This is a genomic window from Gemmatimonadaceae bacterium, assembly GCA_016720905.1.
GTDB lineage: Bacteria > Gemmatimonadota > Gemmatimonadetes > Gemmatimonadales > Gemmatimonadaceae > Gemmatimonas.
In genome coordinates this window covers 151,205-169,731 of the sequence record JADKJT010000011.1, presented here as the reverse complement: position 1 = coordinate 169,731, position 18,527 = coordinate 151,205, and the positions used below count along the sequence as shown (strand labels likewise).

At 65.6% G+C, this 18,527-nt stretch carries 13 protein-coding genes; 1 reads left to right on the top strand and 12 read right to left on the bottom strand.

Translation table 11 applies throughout. The features are described 5' to 3' along the window. Positions 1-13 precede the first annotated feature (13 nt). The 4 genes from IPP90_11265 to IPP90_11250 are packed head-to-tail and all read right to left on the bottom strand — an operon-like array spanning position 14 to position 7,465. Positions 14-1,051, bottom strand: coding sequence for a hypothetical protein (locus IPP90_11265; GenBank protein MBL0171291.1), 1,038 nt, complete (start codon positions 1,049-1,051; stop codon positions 14-16). Beyond that, positions 1,048-4,626, bottom strand: coding sequence for a chromosome segregation protein SMC (gene smc, locus IPP90_11260; GenBank protein ID MBL0171290.1), 3,579 nt, complete (start codon positions 4,624-4,626; stop codon positions 1,048-1,050). The genes IPP90_11265 and smc overlap by 4 nt, the downstream gene beginning before the upstream one ends. Then, positions 4,626-6,011: a hypothetical protein gene (locus IPP90_11255; GenBank protein MBL0171289.1), complete on the bottom strand. Its 1,386-nt coding sequence runs from the start codon at positions 6,009-6,011 to the stop codon at positions 4,626-4,628. The genes smc and IPP90_11255 overlap by 1 nt, the downstream gene beginning before the upstream one ends. Then, positions 6,008-7,465 carry an SPOR domain-containing protein gene (locus IPP90_11250; protein ID MBL0171288.1) on the bottom strand — a complete coding sequence of 486 codons (1,458 nt, stop codon included), beginning with the start codon at positions 7,463-7,465 and terminating at the stop codon, positions 6,008-6,010. Before IPP90_11250 ends, IPP90_11255 begins: the two co-directional genes overlap by 4 nt. A 138-nt stretch (positions 7,466-7,603) precedes the next feature. Here IPP90_11250 and IPP90_11245 point away from each other — a divergent pair, with 138 nt between their 5' ends. After that, a complete protein-coding gene (locus IPP90_11245; GenBank protein MBL0171287.1) occupies positions 7,604-10,165 on the top strand; it encodes a serine/threonine protein kinase in 2,562 nt (853 codons plus the stop codon). A gap of 51 nt (positions 10,166-10,216) precedes the next feature. Here IPP90_11245 and IPP90_11240 read toward each other — a convergent pair whose 3' ends face one another. The 8 genes from IPP90_11240 to IPP90_11205 all read right to left on the bottom strand — a co-directional run bounded on the left by IPP90_11240 (position 10,217) and on the right by IPP90_11205 (position 18,508). Continuing rightward, positions 10,217-13,495: a PD40 domain-containing protein gene (locus IPP90_11240; GenBank protein MBL0171286.1), complete on the bottom strand. Its 3,279-nt coding sequence runs from the start codon at positions 13,493-13,495 to the stop codon at positions 10,217-10,219. Positions 13,496-13,535: 40 nt separating this feature from the next. Next, entirely contained in the window at positions 13,536-13,934 is a 399-nt protein-coding gene (gene rsfS / locus IPP90_11235; GenBank protein MBL0171285.1) for a ribosome silencing factor, read from the bottom strand. A gap of 162 nt (positions 13,935-14,096) precedes the next feature. Continuing rightward, positions 14,097-14,540 carry a 50S ribosomal protein L9 gene (locus IPP90_11230; protein MBL0171284.1) on the bottom strand — a complete coding sequence of 148 codons (444 nt, stop codon included), beginning with the start codon at positions 14,538-14,540 and terminating at the stop codon, positions 14,097-14,099. 13 nt (positions 14,541-14,553) lie between these two features. Next, the gene (locus IPP90_11225; GenBank protein MBL0171283.1) at positions 14,554-15,705 is read right to left on the bottom strand and encodes a DUF2232 domain-containing protein; all 1,152 of its coding nucleotides are present in this window, start codon (positions 15,703-15,705) and stop codon (positions 14,554-14,556) included. 1 nt (position 15,706) lies between these two features. Further along, positions 15,707-15,928, bottom strand: coding sequence for a 30S ribosomal protein S18 (locus IPP90_11220; protein ID MBL0171282.1), 222 nt, complete (start codon positions 15,926-15,928; stop codon positions 15,707-15,709). A gap of 3 nt (positions 15,929-15,931) precedes the next feature. Continuing rightward, the gene (gene rpsF / locus IPP90_11215; GenBank protein ID MBL0171281.1) at positions 15,932-16,324 is read right to left on the bottom strand and encodes a 30S ribosomal protein S6; all 393 of its coding nucleotides are present in this window, start codon (positions 16,322-16,324) and stop codon (positions 15,932-15,934) included. A gap of 127 nt (positions 16,325-16,451) precedes the next feature. Continuing rightward, a complete protein-coding gene (locus IPP90_11210; GenBank protein ID MBL0171280.1) occupies positions 16,452-17,693 on the bottom strand; it encodes a hypothetical protein in 1,242 nt (413 codons plus the stop codon). Next, entirely contained in the window at positions 17,693-18,508 is an 816-nt protein-coding gene (locus tag IPP90_11205; GenBank protein ID MBL0171279.1) for a hypothetical protein, read from the bottom strand. Before IPP90_11205 ends, IPP90_11210 begins: the two co-directional genes overlap by 1 nt. Positions 18,509-18,527: the final 19 nt, after the last annotated feature.

The window sequence follows — 18,527 nt, the reverse complement described above, 5'->3', positions numbered from 1 at the left end:
GGGAGGGCGGCGGTTAACGGCCAAGGAACAGCATGCGAATAAACGTGAAGGCGCCGCGGCCGGCCCGAAAGCGCAACAGGTACACGCCCGGTGCCACCGTGCGCCTGTCGTTGCCAGTGCCGTCCCAGACAAAGCGATTGTCGCAATTGCTGCTCGCTCCCGGAATTCCGCGCCCGTATTGACCCGCGCGAAAATCCTGCTGCCCGTCGGCGCCCGGAATCAGCGTGCGCACCAGATTGCCGCGCAGGTCGGTGACATCCAGTGCAATGCGCGCGCCCGGTTCGGCCACGTCAAACCAGATGCAGGTGGCGAACGCTACGGGGGACGGAAACGGATTGGGGAAATTCTGATACAGCAGTGTGGTGGCGGGCAGCGGTTGGTCGATAATCAGGAACGACCCGGCGCTGCTGGCCGTGGCCGTCGCCCCGTTGTCGAGCGTCGCGCGCACACTCCAACGGTACGAGGTGTTCGCCTGCAAGTCCGCGGTGGCGCGATAGGTGGTATCTCGGATCCCGGACACGCCCTGTTCCGGACGTCCCGAGGTCGTGATCTCGACATCGTACTTCCACGCGCCCAACAGCGGCGTCACGCGCGCGCTGTGCCAGACCAACAACGGTCGACGAATGTCGAACACATTGCCCGTGGGGGAATTCGGCGTGACCAGGCTCAGCCAGGTGGGCACGGTGCGCGGGCCCACGCGCGCCGATTCCGCCGTTCTCCCGTCAGTCCCCTCCACACGCGCGCGCCAGTACACGCGCGCGTCGCTGGCCAGCGGTCGCACCACTTGTACGGTGGCAATCGTGTCACTGGTGGTGAAGGTGGAATCCACCAGCACCCCGCTGGTGAAGTCGGTGGACGTGGCAATCTGAATGGTCACGCGCATGGGACGCACGTCGGCAAAGCCGAACGCGCGCAGCGTGAAGGCCGGGGTGATGGACGGCAGAGTCGGGCCGTCCGGTCCATCCAGCAACACGGCCTGCGCGGCGGCCGTCTGCGTCAGCAGTCCGACCGCCACCCACGCCGCAATCCCGGCGCCGAGAACGCGCCTCACGCCGAGGTGGGCGCGGTTACCGGGTTGTCGTCAGGCACCGGTTCGTCGCCACCATCTGGCGACGACGGCGCGTCCGACGTTGACGCGTCGGCGGCACCTTCGTCCAGCACCGCGCCGCCGCGCAAGCGCACCGCCACGATGGACGACACACCCGGCTCCTGCATGGTCACGCCGTACACGGCGTCCGCCGCCTCGGTGGTGGTGCGCGGATTGTGCGTGATCACAATGAACTGGGTGCGCGACTTGAACTGGTTGAGCATCTTCACGAAGCGGCCGATGTTCTGGTCATCCAGCGGCGCATCCACTTCGTCCAGCAGACAGAACGGGCTGGGCTTGGTGAGGAAGATGCCGAAGAGCAGCGACAACGCCACCAGCGCGCGCTCGCCGCTGGACAGCAGGTGAATGCGCTGCGTCTTCTTGCCGCGCGGCGACGCGTGAATCTCGATGTCGCAATCCAGCGGCGCGTCGGGGTTCTCCAGGCGCAAGTCGCACTCGCCGCCGCCAAAGAGCGTGAGGAAGATCTGACGGAAGTTCTCGCGCACCTGCGAGAACGTGGCGAGAAACAGTTCGCGCGCCGTGCTGTCAATCTCGCGAATCGCCTGATGCAGCGATTGCTTGGCGGACACGAGGTCGTTGCGCTGGCTGGTGAGGAATTCCAGACGACGCTGCTCCTCCTCGTGTTCCTCGATGGCGAGCGGATTGACCGGACCGAGTTCGTCCAGCGACTCGCGCAACTGCTGCGCCTCGGTGCGCAGCAGGTCGGTTTCGAGATCGAGTTCCACGAACCCCGACATCAGGTCTTCCAGCGACCGTCGCCATTCGGTTTCCAGACGCTGGCGAATGGCCTCGCGGCGTCCGGCCAGTTCCGTGTGACGCAATTGCGCGCCGTGCAACTGTTCGCCCAACGCGCTGGCCCGACGACGCGCCTCATCCAACTGCGCTTCCGCGGCATCGAGGGCCACGGTGGCCGCGGCCACGGCCCGCTCGGCATCGGCCAGCCGGCCATCGGCGTCGGCCAGTGATTTCTGCTCGGTTTCGAGTTCGGTGCGCCAGGCCGCGAGTTGCTCGGCCAGTTGCTGATCGGCGTCCGACAACGACGAGAGCTCGTGCGCCAGCGACTCCATGCGCGCGGCGGCGGTGGAGTCTTCTTCCAGCAGTCGCTTCTCGCGATCGATGGCCACCGACAGTCGCGCCTGCGCCTGCGCCTGGGCCACCTGCCACGTGGCGCGCGCATCGCGCGCCTGCTCCTGTTCCTTCTCCGCCTCGGTGAGGTGCGCGCGTGCGTCGGCGATATCGGTATCGGCTTCGCCCGCCCGCACTCCCAGCGCCGCGGCCTGTTCCGACAACTGCTGCGCGCGTGCGTCCAGTTCGCTCAGTCGCGTCACCAGACGTTCGGCCAGGGCGCTCGATTGCTGCAACTCGCGATCAGCGCGTTCGCGACGACGTTCCACTTCATTGTGCACTTCGTCAGCGCGTCGCGATTCCTGCTGCGCCCGATTCGACGCATCAACCGCCGCCTGCTGGGCGCGCTCGGCTTCGCCAAGCGCCAGACGCGCGGCGTCGGCCGCCATCACCGCCGCGGCGCGCGTGGTATCGGCCATGGCCATGTCGGCTTCCAGCCGCGTGAGCTCCGCCCGGCGCTGCAGCGGTCCCACGCCCGACGAGGTTCCGGGCAGGAACACCGCGCCGCGATCATCGACAAACGCCTCACCGCCATCCAGCGCCCGCACTTTGCCCAGCAAGGCCCGCACCCAACGCGCGGCCGGTCCGCTGGCCTGCACACTGCTGGACAGTGTGTCGGCCTCGGCACTCATTTCTGACACGACATCCAGCGGCAACAGCAGCAGCGGTCCCGGTTGCGTTTCGGTATGCCACCGCCGCACGGCGCGCGCGGCATCGGCGTCACGCACGACAATCGCGTGCATCGTGGCGCCCAGATAGCGCTCCACCAGCTTCGCCGCTTCGCCGTCGGCGGTGACGAAGTCGGTGAGCGGCCCCAGCACCGCGCCGTCGCCAAATCGTTCGCGTTCCTTGAGCAACTTGGCGGCCGACGGTGCCAACCCCACGCGCTCACGCTCCAGCCCTTCCAGCGCGTGGCGACGTCCCTCCAGGGCAGTGTGTGCCGCTACCGCGGCGGCAAACGCGCTGCGCGACTCCGCATCGGCGGTACGCGCCGTCGCGGCCGCCAAACGCGCGCCTTCCAACGCCATCTGCGCATCACGTAGATGACCGGCGGTCACGTGAATCTGCTCGCGTGCCGCCAACAACTCGCGCTCGGCCGACGTCAGCGCATCGGCCAACTGTTGCCGCTCGATTTCCAGCGCTTCGCGCCGTTGCTGCGTCTCGGCGTGTTCACGACCCGCGCCTTCGCGATCCAGTTCCAGTCGACGGGCCTGGTCGCGATGATCACGCACCTGACGCTCCAACTGATCCACCACCGCCCGCGCGCGTTGTACGGCTTCGCGCGTGGTTTGTTCTGCGGCCACCCGCTGTTCCAGCGCCTCGCCGGCGTCGGATAATTCGCGCTCGAGCGTGCTCTTGTCGGTCGCGGCTCGCTCGCGATCATCGCGCAAGCGGCGACCGAAGGCCTCGTTCTCGCGACGCTCCTCCTCGGCGCGTTCGCGGCGCTGCATGGTGCTGCGCTGGCGCTCCTCGGCCACGGCCAGTTCGCGCTCCAATCGCTGCGATTTCTCGCGCTGCTCCGCCGCCAGTCGCGCCAACTCCACGCGACTGCCTTCGGCGGTGGCGCGCGCACTGTGCGCCACTTCCCGTGCCGACTCCGCCGTATGAATCGACGCGTCCGCGTCGGGCACACCAGCCGACAGTTCCACCAGTCGGCCTTCCAGAGCGGCCAACTCATCGTGCCACGCCGCCATCTCGCGTGTGGCCAGCGACAGCTCCACCTGAAAGCGTCGCGCCGTCAGTTCGGCATGACGCTCGGCACGGCGACGCTGACGCGCCAGCGACCGCACCTGACTCTGCACTTCGGAAATCAGGTCGTCGAGTCGGGCCAGATCCACGGTGGTTTCGTCCAGGCGCCGCTCCGCGCTGCGACGTCGATCGCGATACAGACCCACGCCGGCCGCCTCTTCGAACAACTCACGACGGTCGTCGGGACGATCGGACAGCAGGGCATCGATCATGCGGCTTTCGATGACCACGCCCGAGTCGGCACCGAGTCCGGTCCCGCGCACCAGATCCTGGATGTCGCGCAATCGGCATGGCGCGCGATTGAGCAGGTATTCGCTTTCGCCCGAACGTAGCAACCGGCGTGTCAACACCACTTCCTTGAACGGGACGGGCAACTCGCCGTCGTTGTTCTCGAAGTGCAGTGAGACTTCCGCCATGTTCACCGCTTTTCGCGCCGACGATCCATGGAAGATGACGTCTTCCATCTTGGCGCCACGCATCGCGCGGGCGCGCTGCTCGCCCAGCACCCAGCGCACCGCATCGGACACGTTGGACTTTCCACTGCCATTCGGGCCCACAATTGCCGTCACGCCGCGTTCGAACAGGAACTCGGTATGATCCGCAAACGCCTTGAACCCGTGAACTTCCAGCTTCGTCAACCGCACTAGAACGCTCTCCCTGTTCGGTAAGCCAACACCGGTGTGATCCCCAGTGTGCGCAATGAATCCGCCAACGTCGTTGCCTGACCAGGCGATTCGAACGCGCCGGTGTACAGTGTCGCGCTGCCGTTGCCCTGCTGCAGCGCATATGCCAGAATGCCGCGCTTGCCGTAGTCGGCCAGACGCGTCGCAACTGTTGTTGCCGACACGCCACCCTCCAGTCGCAAGGCAAAGGGCACCACGGTCACATTGCCGCCACTGAGGATCTTGGCGGCGCGTAACTGGGCCAGCAAAATGTTGGCGCCATCCCGATCGGCCGATGCTCCGATGAACACCCGGAACCACGCGGCGCCATCGAGCATCACGGGTGCCACAGCCAGTGCAGGCTGCGTCGTCAATCGGGTATCGGCCAGTGCTTCTCGCCGCGTGTTGGCCGACGAGTAGAAGATGGCGTAGCGCGCGGCGATCGCCGAATCCGCCGGATTCGCGATGTCCGGAATAGGGCCACCCATTGGCATCGTGCTGTCTCCCGCGATTCCGGTCGCAAGGGCGGCGCGGCCGGCCGAGTCGAGCACGGCACTGTCGGCTCGGCTCACCGTATCCATCGGCGTGGGTTTGACGAGCATCGTGCTGGTGTCGGCGGTCGGACGCGCAAACCAGCCGGCGACCGGTGCCGGCAGTCGCGTCACGATCTCCGACCAGAACGCGCCAATGGCAATGCCGATTGCGCCGAGTGCGACGATCGTGGCAATCACCTTGCGGCGTCGACCATCGTTGCTTTCCACTGCGGCCTGTCGGGCGCGCGCCGCCTTTTCCCGAGGCGGTGCCGGTGGTGGTGGCGGTGCTGGCGGTGGAGGCGGAGCGATGATCGCCACGCCTGGTGGCATGGGGAAGGTGGTGTCACCAACCGGCAGCAACGAACCCACGTAGCCGCACAGCTCAGCAAATCCCGGTGTGCCCGGCACGGCAACGACCAGCAGCAGTGCCCCCACCTGATGAAATCCTGCGGCCAGCCGACGCCATCTGTCGTTCGCGTAGACCGCCTCAAGGGCCACCGCTTCGGTGCCGCTGGGCATCAGGAATACGCTGCCCGCCGCGTTGACCTGCCGGGCAATGCGGTTGAGTGACACCCCATACAGAAAGCTGTCGGAAATGCCGTGCGGATCATCGCTGCGATTGAGCGCTTCCAGTGGCGCACATTCACCAACCAGATCGGCAATCGCCACGCGACGACGTGCCCCCTGCGCCCGCGCGATACCAATCGCCAACGCCGCCGCAACGTTCGCATCGGTTCCGGCCACCACGGCCGCACAGACGTTGTCGAGCAGCGGCGAAAGCCGTTGCCCTTCGTTTTCCCAGGATGTAGGCAGTACGGCCGGAATACCGGTCATGGCGTTCCCTCAAAAATCCAGTAGCTCTGACCGGACGCCCTACCCACCCGGTCGGCTTCGGCTCGGGTAGGATACGGTCCCATGACCACCCGATACAACGTGGTCCCGTTGCGTTCTGACGTGGTGATGCGCGGCGCCTGCCCATCGACTCGAATGCGTGAGACGAGATCACGCGCCGTCTTCTCGTTCTGGACGGCGGCGAAGGATACCGTGAACGAGGCCTGCATGGCACTGTCCAGCTTCGTCACCGACGCCGTATCCACCAAGTCGGTGGAATCGCGCGGTGCCGACGTGCGGAATTGCACCGGCTGATCGAGTCCGGCCGCCCGCGGGCGGAAGCCGTTCCAGCGGAAGCTATGCCAGAAATCCTGTGCGCCACGGGCAATGCTGCGGCCATCGTCCAATGTGGGTGCCTTGGTGATCACCACATCGCCTCCCCGGGCCATGGCAATCGCACCGTCGGCCAGCACCATGGGCAAATCCGCGCGCCACGCCGAGCGGACGGTGCCGCGAACCCCATCGTCGGCAAGACTCACGACATACACGGAATCGGCCGGTCCCCGCGCCAGCAACATGCGCCCGAGTGGGTCCATGCGCAGGGCGGTCGGTGCTGCCGGCAACTTGATCTTGCCGGTCACGCGTTCTTCAAACCGATCGATGATGCGCACCGACCGATTGTCGTCGAGCGCCGCAAACAGCCGATCGCCACTGGGTGTCGCCACGAGGGCGCGCACAGGGTCCCCCAAATCAATTTCGAGCGCCTTTTGCATATCCCGTGACCGCACGGCGATCACCGATTCGTTGGCGCCGAAGAATATCCGATCTCCCAGACTGCCCGCCGTGGCGGCGATCATCGCCGCGTTGGCACCGGCCTTGCCCCCGACGTCGAAGGAGATCGTATCGACGATCTCCTGGCCGGGGGGACGAATGCGCCACACTACCGCCTTCGATCCACTCGCGCCGGCGACGATGAGCGATCCGTCGGCCTGCGCAAACAGGGCCGACGCCGGCAACGTCGGCTTGAACTTCCAGTCGCCACCGGAGGGGGTGAATCGTGTGATCTCACCCGCCCGCGTCAGTGCATAAATCGCCGCACCATCGGACGACGAAAGGACCAGTTGACCGGAATCGCGACTGCTGGTGACCACGCCCAATCGCAGGTCGACGCGTACCGGAGCCCGCTGCGCATCCATCGCCGCCAGATATCCGTCCTCGGCGCCAAAGGCGATGACCGCAGCGAGAGCCGGGGCGCGCGACCCCGATTTCCACAGCACGGAGTCCAAGGCGGGGTAGCGATAGGCCGTCAGAATACCGCCGTCCCGCGCAACGCGCAGCACGACGGGATCGGGACCACCGGGGATACTGGGAGTGGCGTCTGCTCCGGAGGGGCGGGACGGGCGATCAGCACAGCCGCACGCGAGAGCCAAGAGCGCCGACGCGATGAGCGTGCGCACGGTGGAAAACTACCCCCGCGCGGGGGGGGCGGGGAGGGGGAACTCCCAACCATCGGCCGGGGCGGTGATCGGCTCTGGTGAGTCCGATCACCACCCTTTGCCCTAACTCCGGGAGCCGCAGGCGTCATATTCCCCCGCATGCCATCCCATCCCTCGCCCCCGCCAGCATCCGAGTCAGACTGGGCGGCGGTCAAGGCGCTCTGGACTCGGCTCGAGGCGGCCGACCAGGACGAGCGGGACCGCGTGCTCGCGGATGAATCCCTCCCTTCGACCATCCGTGAGGAGGTCCGTTCGCTGCTGATCGCGGCCGATGCGGTGGTCGATCGATTCGAACCGAATGCGCTGCCCGTGGCGGAGCCGGTGGTGTCGGCGTCGTTGGTGGGACGCCGACTGGGGCCGTACGAAATTGTCCGACAGGTCGGGCGCGGCGGGATGGGCGCGGTATACGAGTCCGTGCGCGTTGACGACAGCTATCAGCAGCGGGTCGCCATCAAGACGATCTGGCGCGGGGCCGACAGCGACGTGTTGCTGCAACGCTTTCGATCGGAACGTCAGATCCTGGCCGGTCTGCAGCATCCCAACATTGCCCAGTTGCTGGACGGTGGTTCGACGGTGGAAGGCACACCGTGGCTGGCCATGGAATTCGTCGATGGCGTGCCCATCGATCGCTACTGTGACGATCACCACCTCAGCCTGCCGGCACGACTCGATCTGTTTCGTCAGGTGTGCTCCGCCGTGCAATTCGCGCACCGCCATCTGGTCGTGCACCGCGACATCAAGCCGACCAACGTGTTCGTCACCACCGACGGCACCGTCAAGCTGCTCGACTTTGGCGTGGCCAAGCTGCTGGACGATCCGCGCGGTGAAGGGACGCTCACGGAAGCGGGGCTGTCACCGTTTACGCGCGCATTTGCGGCGCCGGAGCAACTGGCGGGTGGTGTCGTCTCCACGCTCACTGATGTCTACGCGCTGGGCGTGCTGCTGTACTTGTTGTTGACAGGCGCCGAACCGGGAGATCTCGCGACCACGCTGAGTCCGGATGCGCGTCAGGAGGTGGCGCGTGTCCGTGGATTCGCCGACAACGACAAGTTGCGTCGCGCGTTGACCGGCGAACTTGAAGCGATTGTCCGCATGGCGATGCGCCACGAACCGGAGAGGCGCTATGTCTCCGCCGCCGCACTGTCCGACGATGTGCTGCGCTATCTCCGGCGCGACCGGGTGCTCGCCCGACCGGACACGCTGTCCTATCGTGCGCGCGCCTTCGTGCGACGACGTCGCGCACTGGTGGCATCGGTCACGACCATCGCGACGGTGCTGGTGGGCAGCCTGGTCACGATTGCCGGACAGTCGCGCGCGCGACAGCTGGAGGCCGAACGATCGGAACGCGCTGCCGACTTCATGGCGCGCCTGGTCGCGGGACCGGACGCCTCGTCCAGCGATCCGCTGGTGCGCGTGGGTCCGCGTGGTACCGTCGCGCAGTTGCTCGATAGCGCGCTGCGGCAAGTGCCGCGTCAGTTCCCCGGTGATGCGCGCATTCGCGCGCGACTGTACACGGCAATCGGCGCGAACTTCACTGCGCAGGGCCGCGTGCGCGAGGCGGTGGACGTGCTCGATTCCGCGCAGCAGCTTTCCCGTCAGGCGTATGGGGTGCGCACCACGGAGTTTGCCGCCGCGAGTCTCGAACTCGCCATCGCGGAGTTCCGGCTGGAAGGCCCGCGACGCGCCGAGCCCACGTTGCGTGAAGCGCTCATCGCCCTGGAAGGACGCGCCCTCGACGAGCCTGAACTGCATGTCAAAGCCATGGCCGCATTGGCCAATGTTCGCCTGGCCACCGGTGCGGTGCGCGAAGCCGACTCTATCGCCAAGGCCGCCCTGGAGTACGACAAGTCGCGCGCCGCACCGGTGTCGATGTCGCGCGCCCGGGCCGAGGCGACGCTGGCGCAGACGTCATCATGGTTGCGCCGTGACCCGCGTGAATACGTGCAGCGCTGCCGTCGGATCGCGGCCTTCACCGACCAGATGCAGGCGCAAGTGTCACTCGAACGTCTGTTCGCCACCGGGTGTGAAATCGAGGGATTGTTGGTGCTGGGTCAGGTGGCGCAGGCCGACTCGCTGCTGCAGCGCGTCATGCCGGGATTCCGCCGGGCCTACGGCGACACCTCGCTGGCGATTGCCGCACTCACGGCCAAGGCCGCGAGTATTGCCGGCGCCCGCGGCGATCGTGACGGGCAGCAGGTGCTGGCCATCCGCTCGTGGGACATCGTTTCGTCGCTGCCCGATATCGCCGCCGAGGAACTGACGGGATATGCGATGATGCGCATGGAAGCCGCTTGGGCTCGCCGCGAGTGGGACGTGGCCGATAGCGTCGGGCATCTGGCGCAACAACGCACGAACAGTCAACAAGTGCCGGTGGCCGTGGTGTTCAGCCACTTTTATCTGGGGCTCACGCATTTGCAGCAAGGCCGCTGGAGCGATGCGGAACAGGAATTCCGCCAGAGCCTGGCCGCCCTGCCGGTCACCCACGATCTCGATTCGATGCTGCCACGCGTACGACGCTCACTGGCCGACGCCCTAACCGGCCAGCAGCGCACGCGTGAAGCGGACAGCGTCCGTGCGCTGGTGCCGCCCAAACAATCGTTCCCCGACTGCACGCCAGGGGGGAAGTGGCTGGGATGTGCGGTGGGGAGTACGAAATACTGAGTACTCAGTACTTAGTACTCGGTACCTAGTACTTAGTACTTAGTACTGTTTTCAGTAACTTGCTCCGAAGAACCACGTCCCGAATCCCTTCTGGCCCGGGCGGTTCACCGGCACGGCCCAGTCCCACCGCACGATGGCGATGTTGAACAGGTTGAGACGGAACCCGAATCCGTAGCTCTGCAGCAGGGCCCGCTGCTTGCTGAAGTCGTAGTTGCTGGGTTCCTTGGCCAGCACCGTTTGTCCGGCGGACCACGCGACACCGGCATCGTAGAACAGCAACCCGTCCAGCGGCGGCAAGCCGATGGGGAGTTTGGAACCCAACTGGCGAACGATCGGGAAGCGCAGTTCTGCGTTCGCGAAAGCGACCCGGCTGCCGATGGTCTCCACCGTGTTGCACTGCGAGCCGTCATCCGTGGGGAGTCCGCTGCACTGCACGGCGCCAAAGTTGTCGCGGTTGTAGCCGCGAATGAAATCCGGACGCGCCAGCCACTTGGGGAATCGCAGTTCGTCGCGCCCCACGGCCATGCTGCCAACGACACGCGTGGCAAACGTGATATAGTTGAACAGCAACGGTGTGTAGTGGCGGACGTCCACGAGATACTCCGTCCACCGCCAGGTGCCGACGCTGGGATCCACCTGCAATCGCGCGCGCGTGCCTGAAATCGGGCCGGTGTATCCGAACAGCGTGTTGTCGGTGATCCACGCCAGATACGGCGAGATGGTGTTGGCCGATGCCACGTTGCGCGTGTCACCGCGCTGGTAGCCGCTGGCCACCCCGTAGTTGTAGTCGACGGTGCGCGAGATCGGGAACACCTGCTGGTCGATATTCTGAAAACGCGCCCCCAACTCGAACCGCGTGAAACGATTGAGCGGATACAGCCCCGACAGGAACACCTCGCGCAACACCAGTCGCACGATTTCCTGCGACTGCACGAACTGGTTGTTGCCAACCGGCGTCTCGTTGTAGTTCGACAGCAGATAGATGGGCTGTTGGGTGAGGCCGGTGGCGTATTGCAGGCGCCGGCCCATGCTCGTGTAGCCCACGAACACCTGGGCGTCACTCAACTGGCCATTGATGGCCCCCGACAACGCGAGCCGGTGATCACCCAGCAGATCGCTGAGAATGATGGTCGTGCCGCCGAATGTGCCCTGCCCGAAACCACCCTGCTGATAGCCGATGGACGGTTGCGCCACGTATTCCGGTGAGAAGCGCGTCTTGTACTTCGAATCACGAAAGCGCGTGGTGTCCGGAAGATTGAAATCAAAGCTGTCCATCAGGGCGCGCACACTGACGGTTTCCGAGGCCCGCACGACGGCGGATACCGGCAGTTCGGCCGACACGCGGGCATTCGAGTTCTGCGGTCGATAGAATGACTGCCGCGACTTTGTCGTGTCGCGCACACTGCCGATGCGCAGGTGCGCGGTCAGGCTGGCCGCTGCGGACGTGGCGGTCGTCGCGCCTGACGCCGGTGTCGCGCTCGGTGCGACGCCCGCCTGCGCCACCACCACCGGTTCACGGAACGGTGCCTTCTTGAGCGCGCGCGGATTCTTCACGCGCCAGATGGCGTGCTCGCCCTTTTCGTAGTACACGAATGCCAGCACGTCGGCACCGTGCGCCCACGAAATGGCGGGAGAGAGTTCGGCCACCGCGTTGATGGCGCCCAGCACGTTCGTCAACTGGTACTGCTCCTTCGCGTCCAGGTCGTACAGGAACAGGTTGGAGATGCCCGTGCGATCGGTGAGATAGGCGATGGAGCGGCCGTCCGGCGCCCACTGCGGGTTGATGTTCAAGCCCGCCTGATTGGGGAGCACCGTCACCTTGTTGCTGGCGAGGTCGAGCACCGAGATCTTGAGCTTGCCCACCTTCAGAATGCCGAAATCAGTCTCTTCGCCGCGATCACTGGCAAACGCAATGGCCTGGCCGTCCGGTGACCACTGTGGCTGCAGATCGCCGTACGAATCCTTCGTCAGTTGTTGGAATCCCGGTTGATCGAGCGACACCGTGTAGAGATCGCTCATCCCCTGATGCATGCCGCTGAACGCGATGCGACGCCCGTCCGGTGAGAAGCTGGGGCTGGAGATCTGATCGAGCGGCAGATCGAATCGCTTGGTCACCTTGCGTGATTTCACGTCCAGCAGATACAGCACGTCGCGTCCACCGCGTTGGCCGGTGAAGGCCAGCGTCTTCCCGTCCGGTGAGAACTCCGGCTGCGAGTAGATGAACCGCAGCTGTTCGAAATCGGGATTCGTGGTGGTCTTGACCAGGCGCGCGAGACGCTTGCCGGTTTCGGCGTCGGCCAGATACAGATCGGGGAACACCTCGCCGCGCAGCAGGCTGCCGTAGGCGATGTACGTGATGTATTTGCCGTCGGGCGAGAGCGACGGCGCGACGAACAGGTTGGCAATGCTCTTCGACCGGCGTTGTGACAACAGCGGTTCGGCAAACGAGCGTGGACGGTCGAGCTCCGCCACCACGGGCAGGTACTTCGATTGCATCGCCTGCTTCCACTCGTTGCTGAGTTCATCCAGCGACATCCCGATCTCTCGGCGAAACGCCCGATCGATGCCCAGTGACGGGACCGCGTTCATGACCTCGCCGATCACCTCGTCGCCCCATCGCGCGCCGACGTACTGCCACACCGACAACCCGTAGCGATACGGGAAGTATTTGTCGGGGCGTTCCATCATTTGCTGGATGCTGGGCAACGTGCCGTTGACCACGGCGTCGCGCACCCAGGCATCGGTCCACGGATGCTTGTCGCCAATGGAGAAGTACTCGGCCAGCCCTTCCATGAACCACAGCGGCGGATTGACCTGCGCCAGATTCTGCAGTCCGGCGCCCGCGCGCCCGCGCGAAAAGATGTCGAACTGGAACACGTGCACCATTTCGTGCTGCAGCACGTGCTCGAAACTGGCCCAGTCGCCGGTGAAGAACTGCGCCATGCGCTGTCGCAGGGGATCGGTGACACCGCCGGTGCCCTCGCCCAGATCGCCGAACACGTTGCTCTGCGCAAAATCGCCCGTGGAGCCGAACAGCATGATGGGCTTCTTCTCGCGGAACTGATGGGACATCAGCCGCGACAGGCGCGCATACGACCGTTCGGCCATGCGCGCCGCGTCGGGCGCCACGTCGCCGATTTCCGGATAGTAGTGCACCAGGAAATGCTCGGTCTCGATCACCTTCCAGCGCAGCCGGTCGTACTGCACCTGGTTCTGGCCGAAGTAGCCTTGCGCGGCCAGCGGTGTGGCACCGGCGGCGCTGATGAGCGCCGCCAGTCCCACTGCCAGCCGAGCCCTGCGGCGGGTGAAGCATCGTGCGGTCGAGATCACCGGACTCCCCCTGATGAAGCCCTCGAACTGCTCCGGCCGACTATCGTGCGGCGCGAGAGAATTCGGGACGATGAGATCCTGCCTCGAGCGCCACGGGCTTCGCGTCGCCCCATAACCGCTCGAGTTGATAGTATTGCCGCAACGTCGGGTGAAAGACGTGGATGATGCAGTCCAGATAGTCCAGAACCGCCCACCGGCCGTCCGTGAGCCCCTCCGTCACACTGGTAGACACGCCAGAGGCCTTCAGCCCTGCCTGTATGTGATCGGCGATTGCCCGGACATGCGTGTCGGAGGTGCCACTGGCAATAACAAAGAAGTCGGTCATGTCCGTCACACCCCGCAGATCCAGCACCACAATGTCGGTGGCCTTGAGATCCGCGGCGAGCACGGCCGCGCGGCGCGCGATGGAATCGCCGGGACTGATGGGACGTTCAGGCATCTACGAAGTGAAGAGAGGAGGCGGGGTCACGGTTCCACCGTGGCGGTACCCACGCGCTCCCTGAAGGTTGCGCGGTGCACAGGGTGCTGGACAGGGGGGGAATGACAACCGGGGGTGCCATTTCTGCGCACCCCCGGTCGTATTCCTGCGGTTGGTCGGACCTTACTGCTTGATGACCCACACCTTGATTTCGGGCTTCACGTCGGCGTGCAGGCGGACGCCCACACGATAGACACCCAGCGCCTTGATCGGCTCATTGAGCTCGATCTGGCGCTTTTCGACCTTGTAGCCCTGCAGCTCCAGCTGGTGCGCGATGTCGGCCGTGGTGACCGAGCCGAACAGCTTGCCTTCATCGCCGACTCGGGCGGCAAAGGTCACCGAGACTTCGCCGAGCTTGTCGGCAATGGTCTGGGCGGCCGCGATCCGCTCGTTCTCGAGCGCCTCAAGACGGCTCTTCTCGAGCGCGATGCGCTTCCGATTGCCGGCGGTGGCCTCAAACGCGAAGCCACGGGGAAGGAGGTAGTTGCGAGCATAGCCAGGCGACACGGTCACGATGTCACCCGGATGCCCCAGCTTGTCGACGGCGTTGCGAAGAATGACTTCCATGAGAAACTCCGGGTCAGCGGAGCGATCCAGGCCGGCGCGCTTGAGCACCGGCACGGAAATCGCGCCAAGTATCGCCTAGTCCCAGTGCGAACGTAGTGGCCAGCACCGCTGCCAGCACCACGACCGGACCGAGGAGAGGAACCAGAACCACCAGCGCGAGCGGCACCAGTGCCGCCGCGCGATCAGGGATCCACCACGTCAGTACGCCGACCCCCCGAAGGGCGTACAGGGTACCGAAAAAACAAATGAGGTTGGCGCCGGCAGCCCGCCACTCGGCGAGTGTCGGCAGGAGCATCAACGTCGCTCCCACCACCAGGCCCCACACCAGCTGATCGTTGAACCGGAGATCGCGAAGCGCGGCGAGCGGAGGCCCGATGCGAATTCTCGACAGCCGATGATAGGCCGCCCAGCCAAGGCCGAGCGCCAACAACGACTCCAAACACAACAGCGCCGGTGCCAGCATCAGCAACGGCCCCCGCGCCGTCAAACCGCCGTTGGACCGCGACGGGCCGGCATCGCCCAGCGATCCGAGCGTCGTCGCCATCTGCTCCGCTCGCGCGGCTGCCGCTGGCGCCTGACCCACAAAGGCACGCCACGCCACCGACTCGGTACGCGCCTTCCACGTGTCCAACGATTCCTGCACGCGCCGCTGATACTCGGTGCCGAGCATCCGCGTCGCCGCGTCGAACGCCCCCGCCGCAGGGGCTCGAGTGACAAGCCCCGCGATGGTCACCATGGCCGCAAGAGCCGTGGCCGCCAGGGCGCGACCGAGAAACGGACGCGCCCGCGTGGTCAAACAAATCAGTCCAAACGATGCGCCGATGCTGAGGGACCAGCCACGGAGGAATGCACCGTAGCCGGCGAAGGGCAGTGGCAACTTCCACACCACCCACACCGACATGGCCACCCACAGCACCGCGACCGAGAACCGTCCACCCGCCCACCAGCCGACCACCGAGCACGAGGCGATCGCGACCAGCACCAACAGGGCGAACTGCTCGATGGGCAACAGCAACCGCACCGTTCCACCCAGCAGTGCCAATGCCGGCGTCCAACCGGGTGCCGCCGTCACCACCACCATCAGCAGTAGCGCCAGCACAAACCACCGCCACCCGCGCTCCCTGGGAGCCGTCGCGGCGGAATCCGGCGCGACCGCTCCGGTCATATCAGCCCGTCTGTCCCTTCACGTACGGCAACAGCGCCAGGAAACGCGCCTTCTTGATCGCGCGCGACAGCTGACGCTGATGGCGCGCGTCAACACCGCTCAACCGGCTGGGCAGGATCTTGCCGTAGTCCGTGATAAAGCGGGCGAGGAGACGGTCGTCCTTGTAGTCCACGTAGCGAATGCCTGCTTCCGTGACCGGGCAGGGCTTCTTCTGTCGGCGCATCAGCTATTCCTCGTCGTCATCGTCATCATCAATCATGCGGCGACGCGACGCGAGTTCTTCATCGGTCAGCTTCGGCGCACCGAGCTCGTGCTCGTGCAGCGTGATCAGGTAGCGGATGACCGTGTCATCCAGCTTCAGCGCGCGCTCGAATTCCGGAAGGACTTTCGGATCGATGGTATAGTGCGCGATAACGTAGTAGCCGTTCTCGTGACGACCGATCTTGTACGCCAGGGCGCGACGCGCCCAGTGCTCGTATTCAATCGGCTCGGTCACCCCAAGCAGCGCATGCAGCTTGTCGAGCTTTTCGGCGATGGCCGCATCTTCGAGTGCTGATTCGAAGATGTAGACGGCCTCATAGCGCCGCGTTGGAAGGCGGCGGATCTTGAGTTTTGCCACTCGGCTATTTCTCCCTGTGGTCTGAAGTGCCCCCCGCAGTGCCGGTCCGCAGGAGGAGGGTGGGCCGAACGAGATGTCCGACCCGTAGAGCCATGAAGGATACCTGAGGGGGAGGGACGGGGCAACCTCAGTTTGGCGCCCTGGTCCCCGTCCCGCCGTAGACCCGGTCCCCGCCAATCACCGGACCGTTCACCCCCACGCCGTAGTCGTTGTTCACCGACGCGATCATCTGTCGGATGCTCCCCGGAAACGGCGTGGTCCGGGCATTTCGTCCGAAAGGGTCCGAGTACCAGATGGTCGGGCCGCCGCCGTTGGTCAGCACGTTGTCGTTGATGTCCACCTGCCGACGGGAGCCATTGAACCCGGAGCGCGGGTCGTCGAAGTCCACACTCAGCAGTGACCCATTCACGGGTGACGTGAGGCCATCGCACTCCGAACTGCGCGCCTGTCGATCACCGATGGCCATCGCGCACAGGGCGGTCGGCCGACCCACCACGCCGACCACGGCCGGATCGAAATAGCGACTGGGCCGAAACACCTGGAAGTACGGATTGAACGCCGCCAGTCGCTGGCCGTCAGCGGTTCTCACCTCGTTGGATGTTTCCCAGCTTTCATGCAGGACGCCGAAATCGGAGCGTTGTCCCGGACCCACCAGAATGCGCGACAGAATGCAGTTCGCATCGGGAATGCGTCGATGGCCGCCGCCGGTTGGCGCATTGGGCGGCGAGGCCGTGCCGGCCTGCACGGTGCCTCCGCAGGCACTCACGAATTCACCCGGTCGACCGATCGCGCTCATGATCGTCACGTGCATTTCCGTGCGGTCGTTGCATTTGATGTGATAGATCAGTTCGTGCAGGTTGTTCGTGAACGCGTCCTTGGAGTGCGTGCCCTGATGCAGCTTGACGAGCACATCGCACACCACTTCAAACGCGGCGCCGGCATTCCCGCCCGGCCGGATGCGCACGTCATTCTCCCACTCCACCTTGTGACCGACGTGGTCCTCATGTCGTGTCATGCCGAGATTGGCGGCGTCGAGTTGTTCGTTGGCATACGCGAAGGGCAGGTCACCCACGTCGCGGTACAAATCCGATCCGTGCGGATCCCGGCCGTGCTCATGACCGAACACGCAGCCGGAGAGCGGATCGACGGGAGGATGCCAGGTGGGGTACTTCTTGCCGTCGGGACCAATGGTGGCGTAGCGATTGTGCACGTCGGGCGAACAGGTGTCGGTCTTGCCGGGTGTCCAGATGCCGAACGCGCGCGACGCCGGCGCGGCGGCCAGCGCCTCGGGAGTGACGGCGGTCATGGGGGCGTCCGCGCAGGCCCACACGCCCAACACGCAGACCGATGCGATCAGCGCGGCGCGCATCAGCGAAACCACGACAGCGCCACCGACGTGCGCAACATCCCCAGTCGCGCATTGCTGGTGACGGCGTTGCCGGTGCGATCGCTATTGAGTCGTCCACCGGTGGAGGTCAACGCGGTGAGCGTTGGCGTGACGGTGAATTCGCCAACACGCCAGTCGTAGCCGGCCGCGATGGACAGCGACGGCGAGCGCGTGGTGAACGCCACGGTGCCGTCGTTCACCTGGAAGCTGGCCACACCCAGTCCGCCATGCAGGAACAGCGGCGATCCCTCGAACGGATAGGTGCGCGCCACCAGATACGTGCCGCGCGCGATGCGATCGACGCCTCCGCCAATCACGTCCAGCCACGCAAACGTTTCGGCACCCACCAGAAAACGTGACGACAGTCGCACGCCAAGGGTCCCGTGCACCGCGTACGCGCGCGTGGTCTCGCGCACGCAGGCGTCACAGTGCAGGCCCGCCGTCGCGCGCCCGATCCCCAGCGATCCCCAGAGCCCATGACGATCGGCCGATCGGCGCAGCGCGCTGCCCACGCCCGGTTCGCCGTGCGACGCAGCCGTCGATGCCGAGCCGGTCGATGCCGAGCCGGTCGATGCCGAGCCGGTCGATGCCGAGCCAGTCGATGGGGAGCCCTTCGCAGCGGCGGCCGGTGGCGCACCTTGTCCGCGCGCGACCTGCGACAGCATCGTCAACATGATGAACAGGGCAAGGGCCAACGAGCGGGCAACCGCGACGGCCAGCGACGGACGCTCCTGACGGCGCCGTGCGCCGCGCCGCCGCGTGAGGCGAGGCGTCGAATGAACGAGACGCAGGTGCATTGGAGATCTCCTGGTGAAG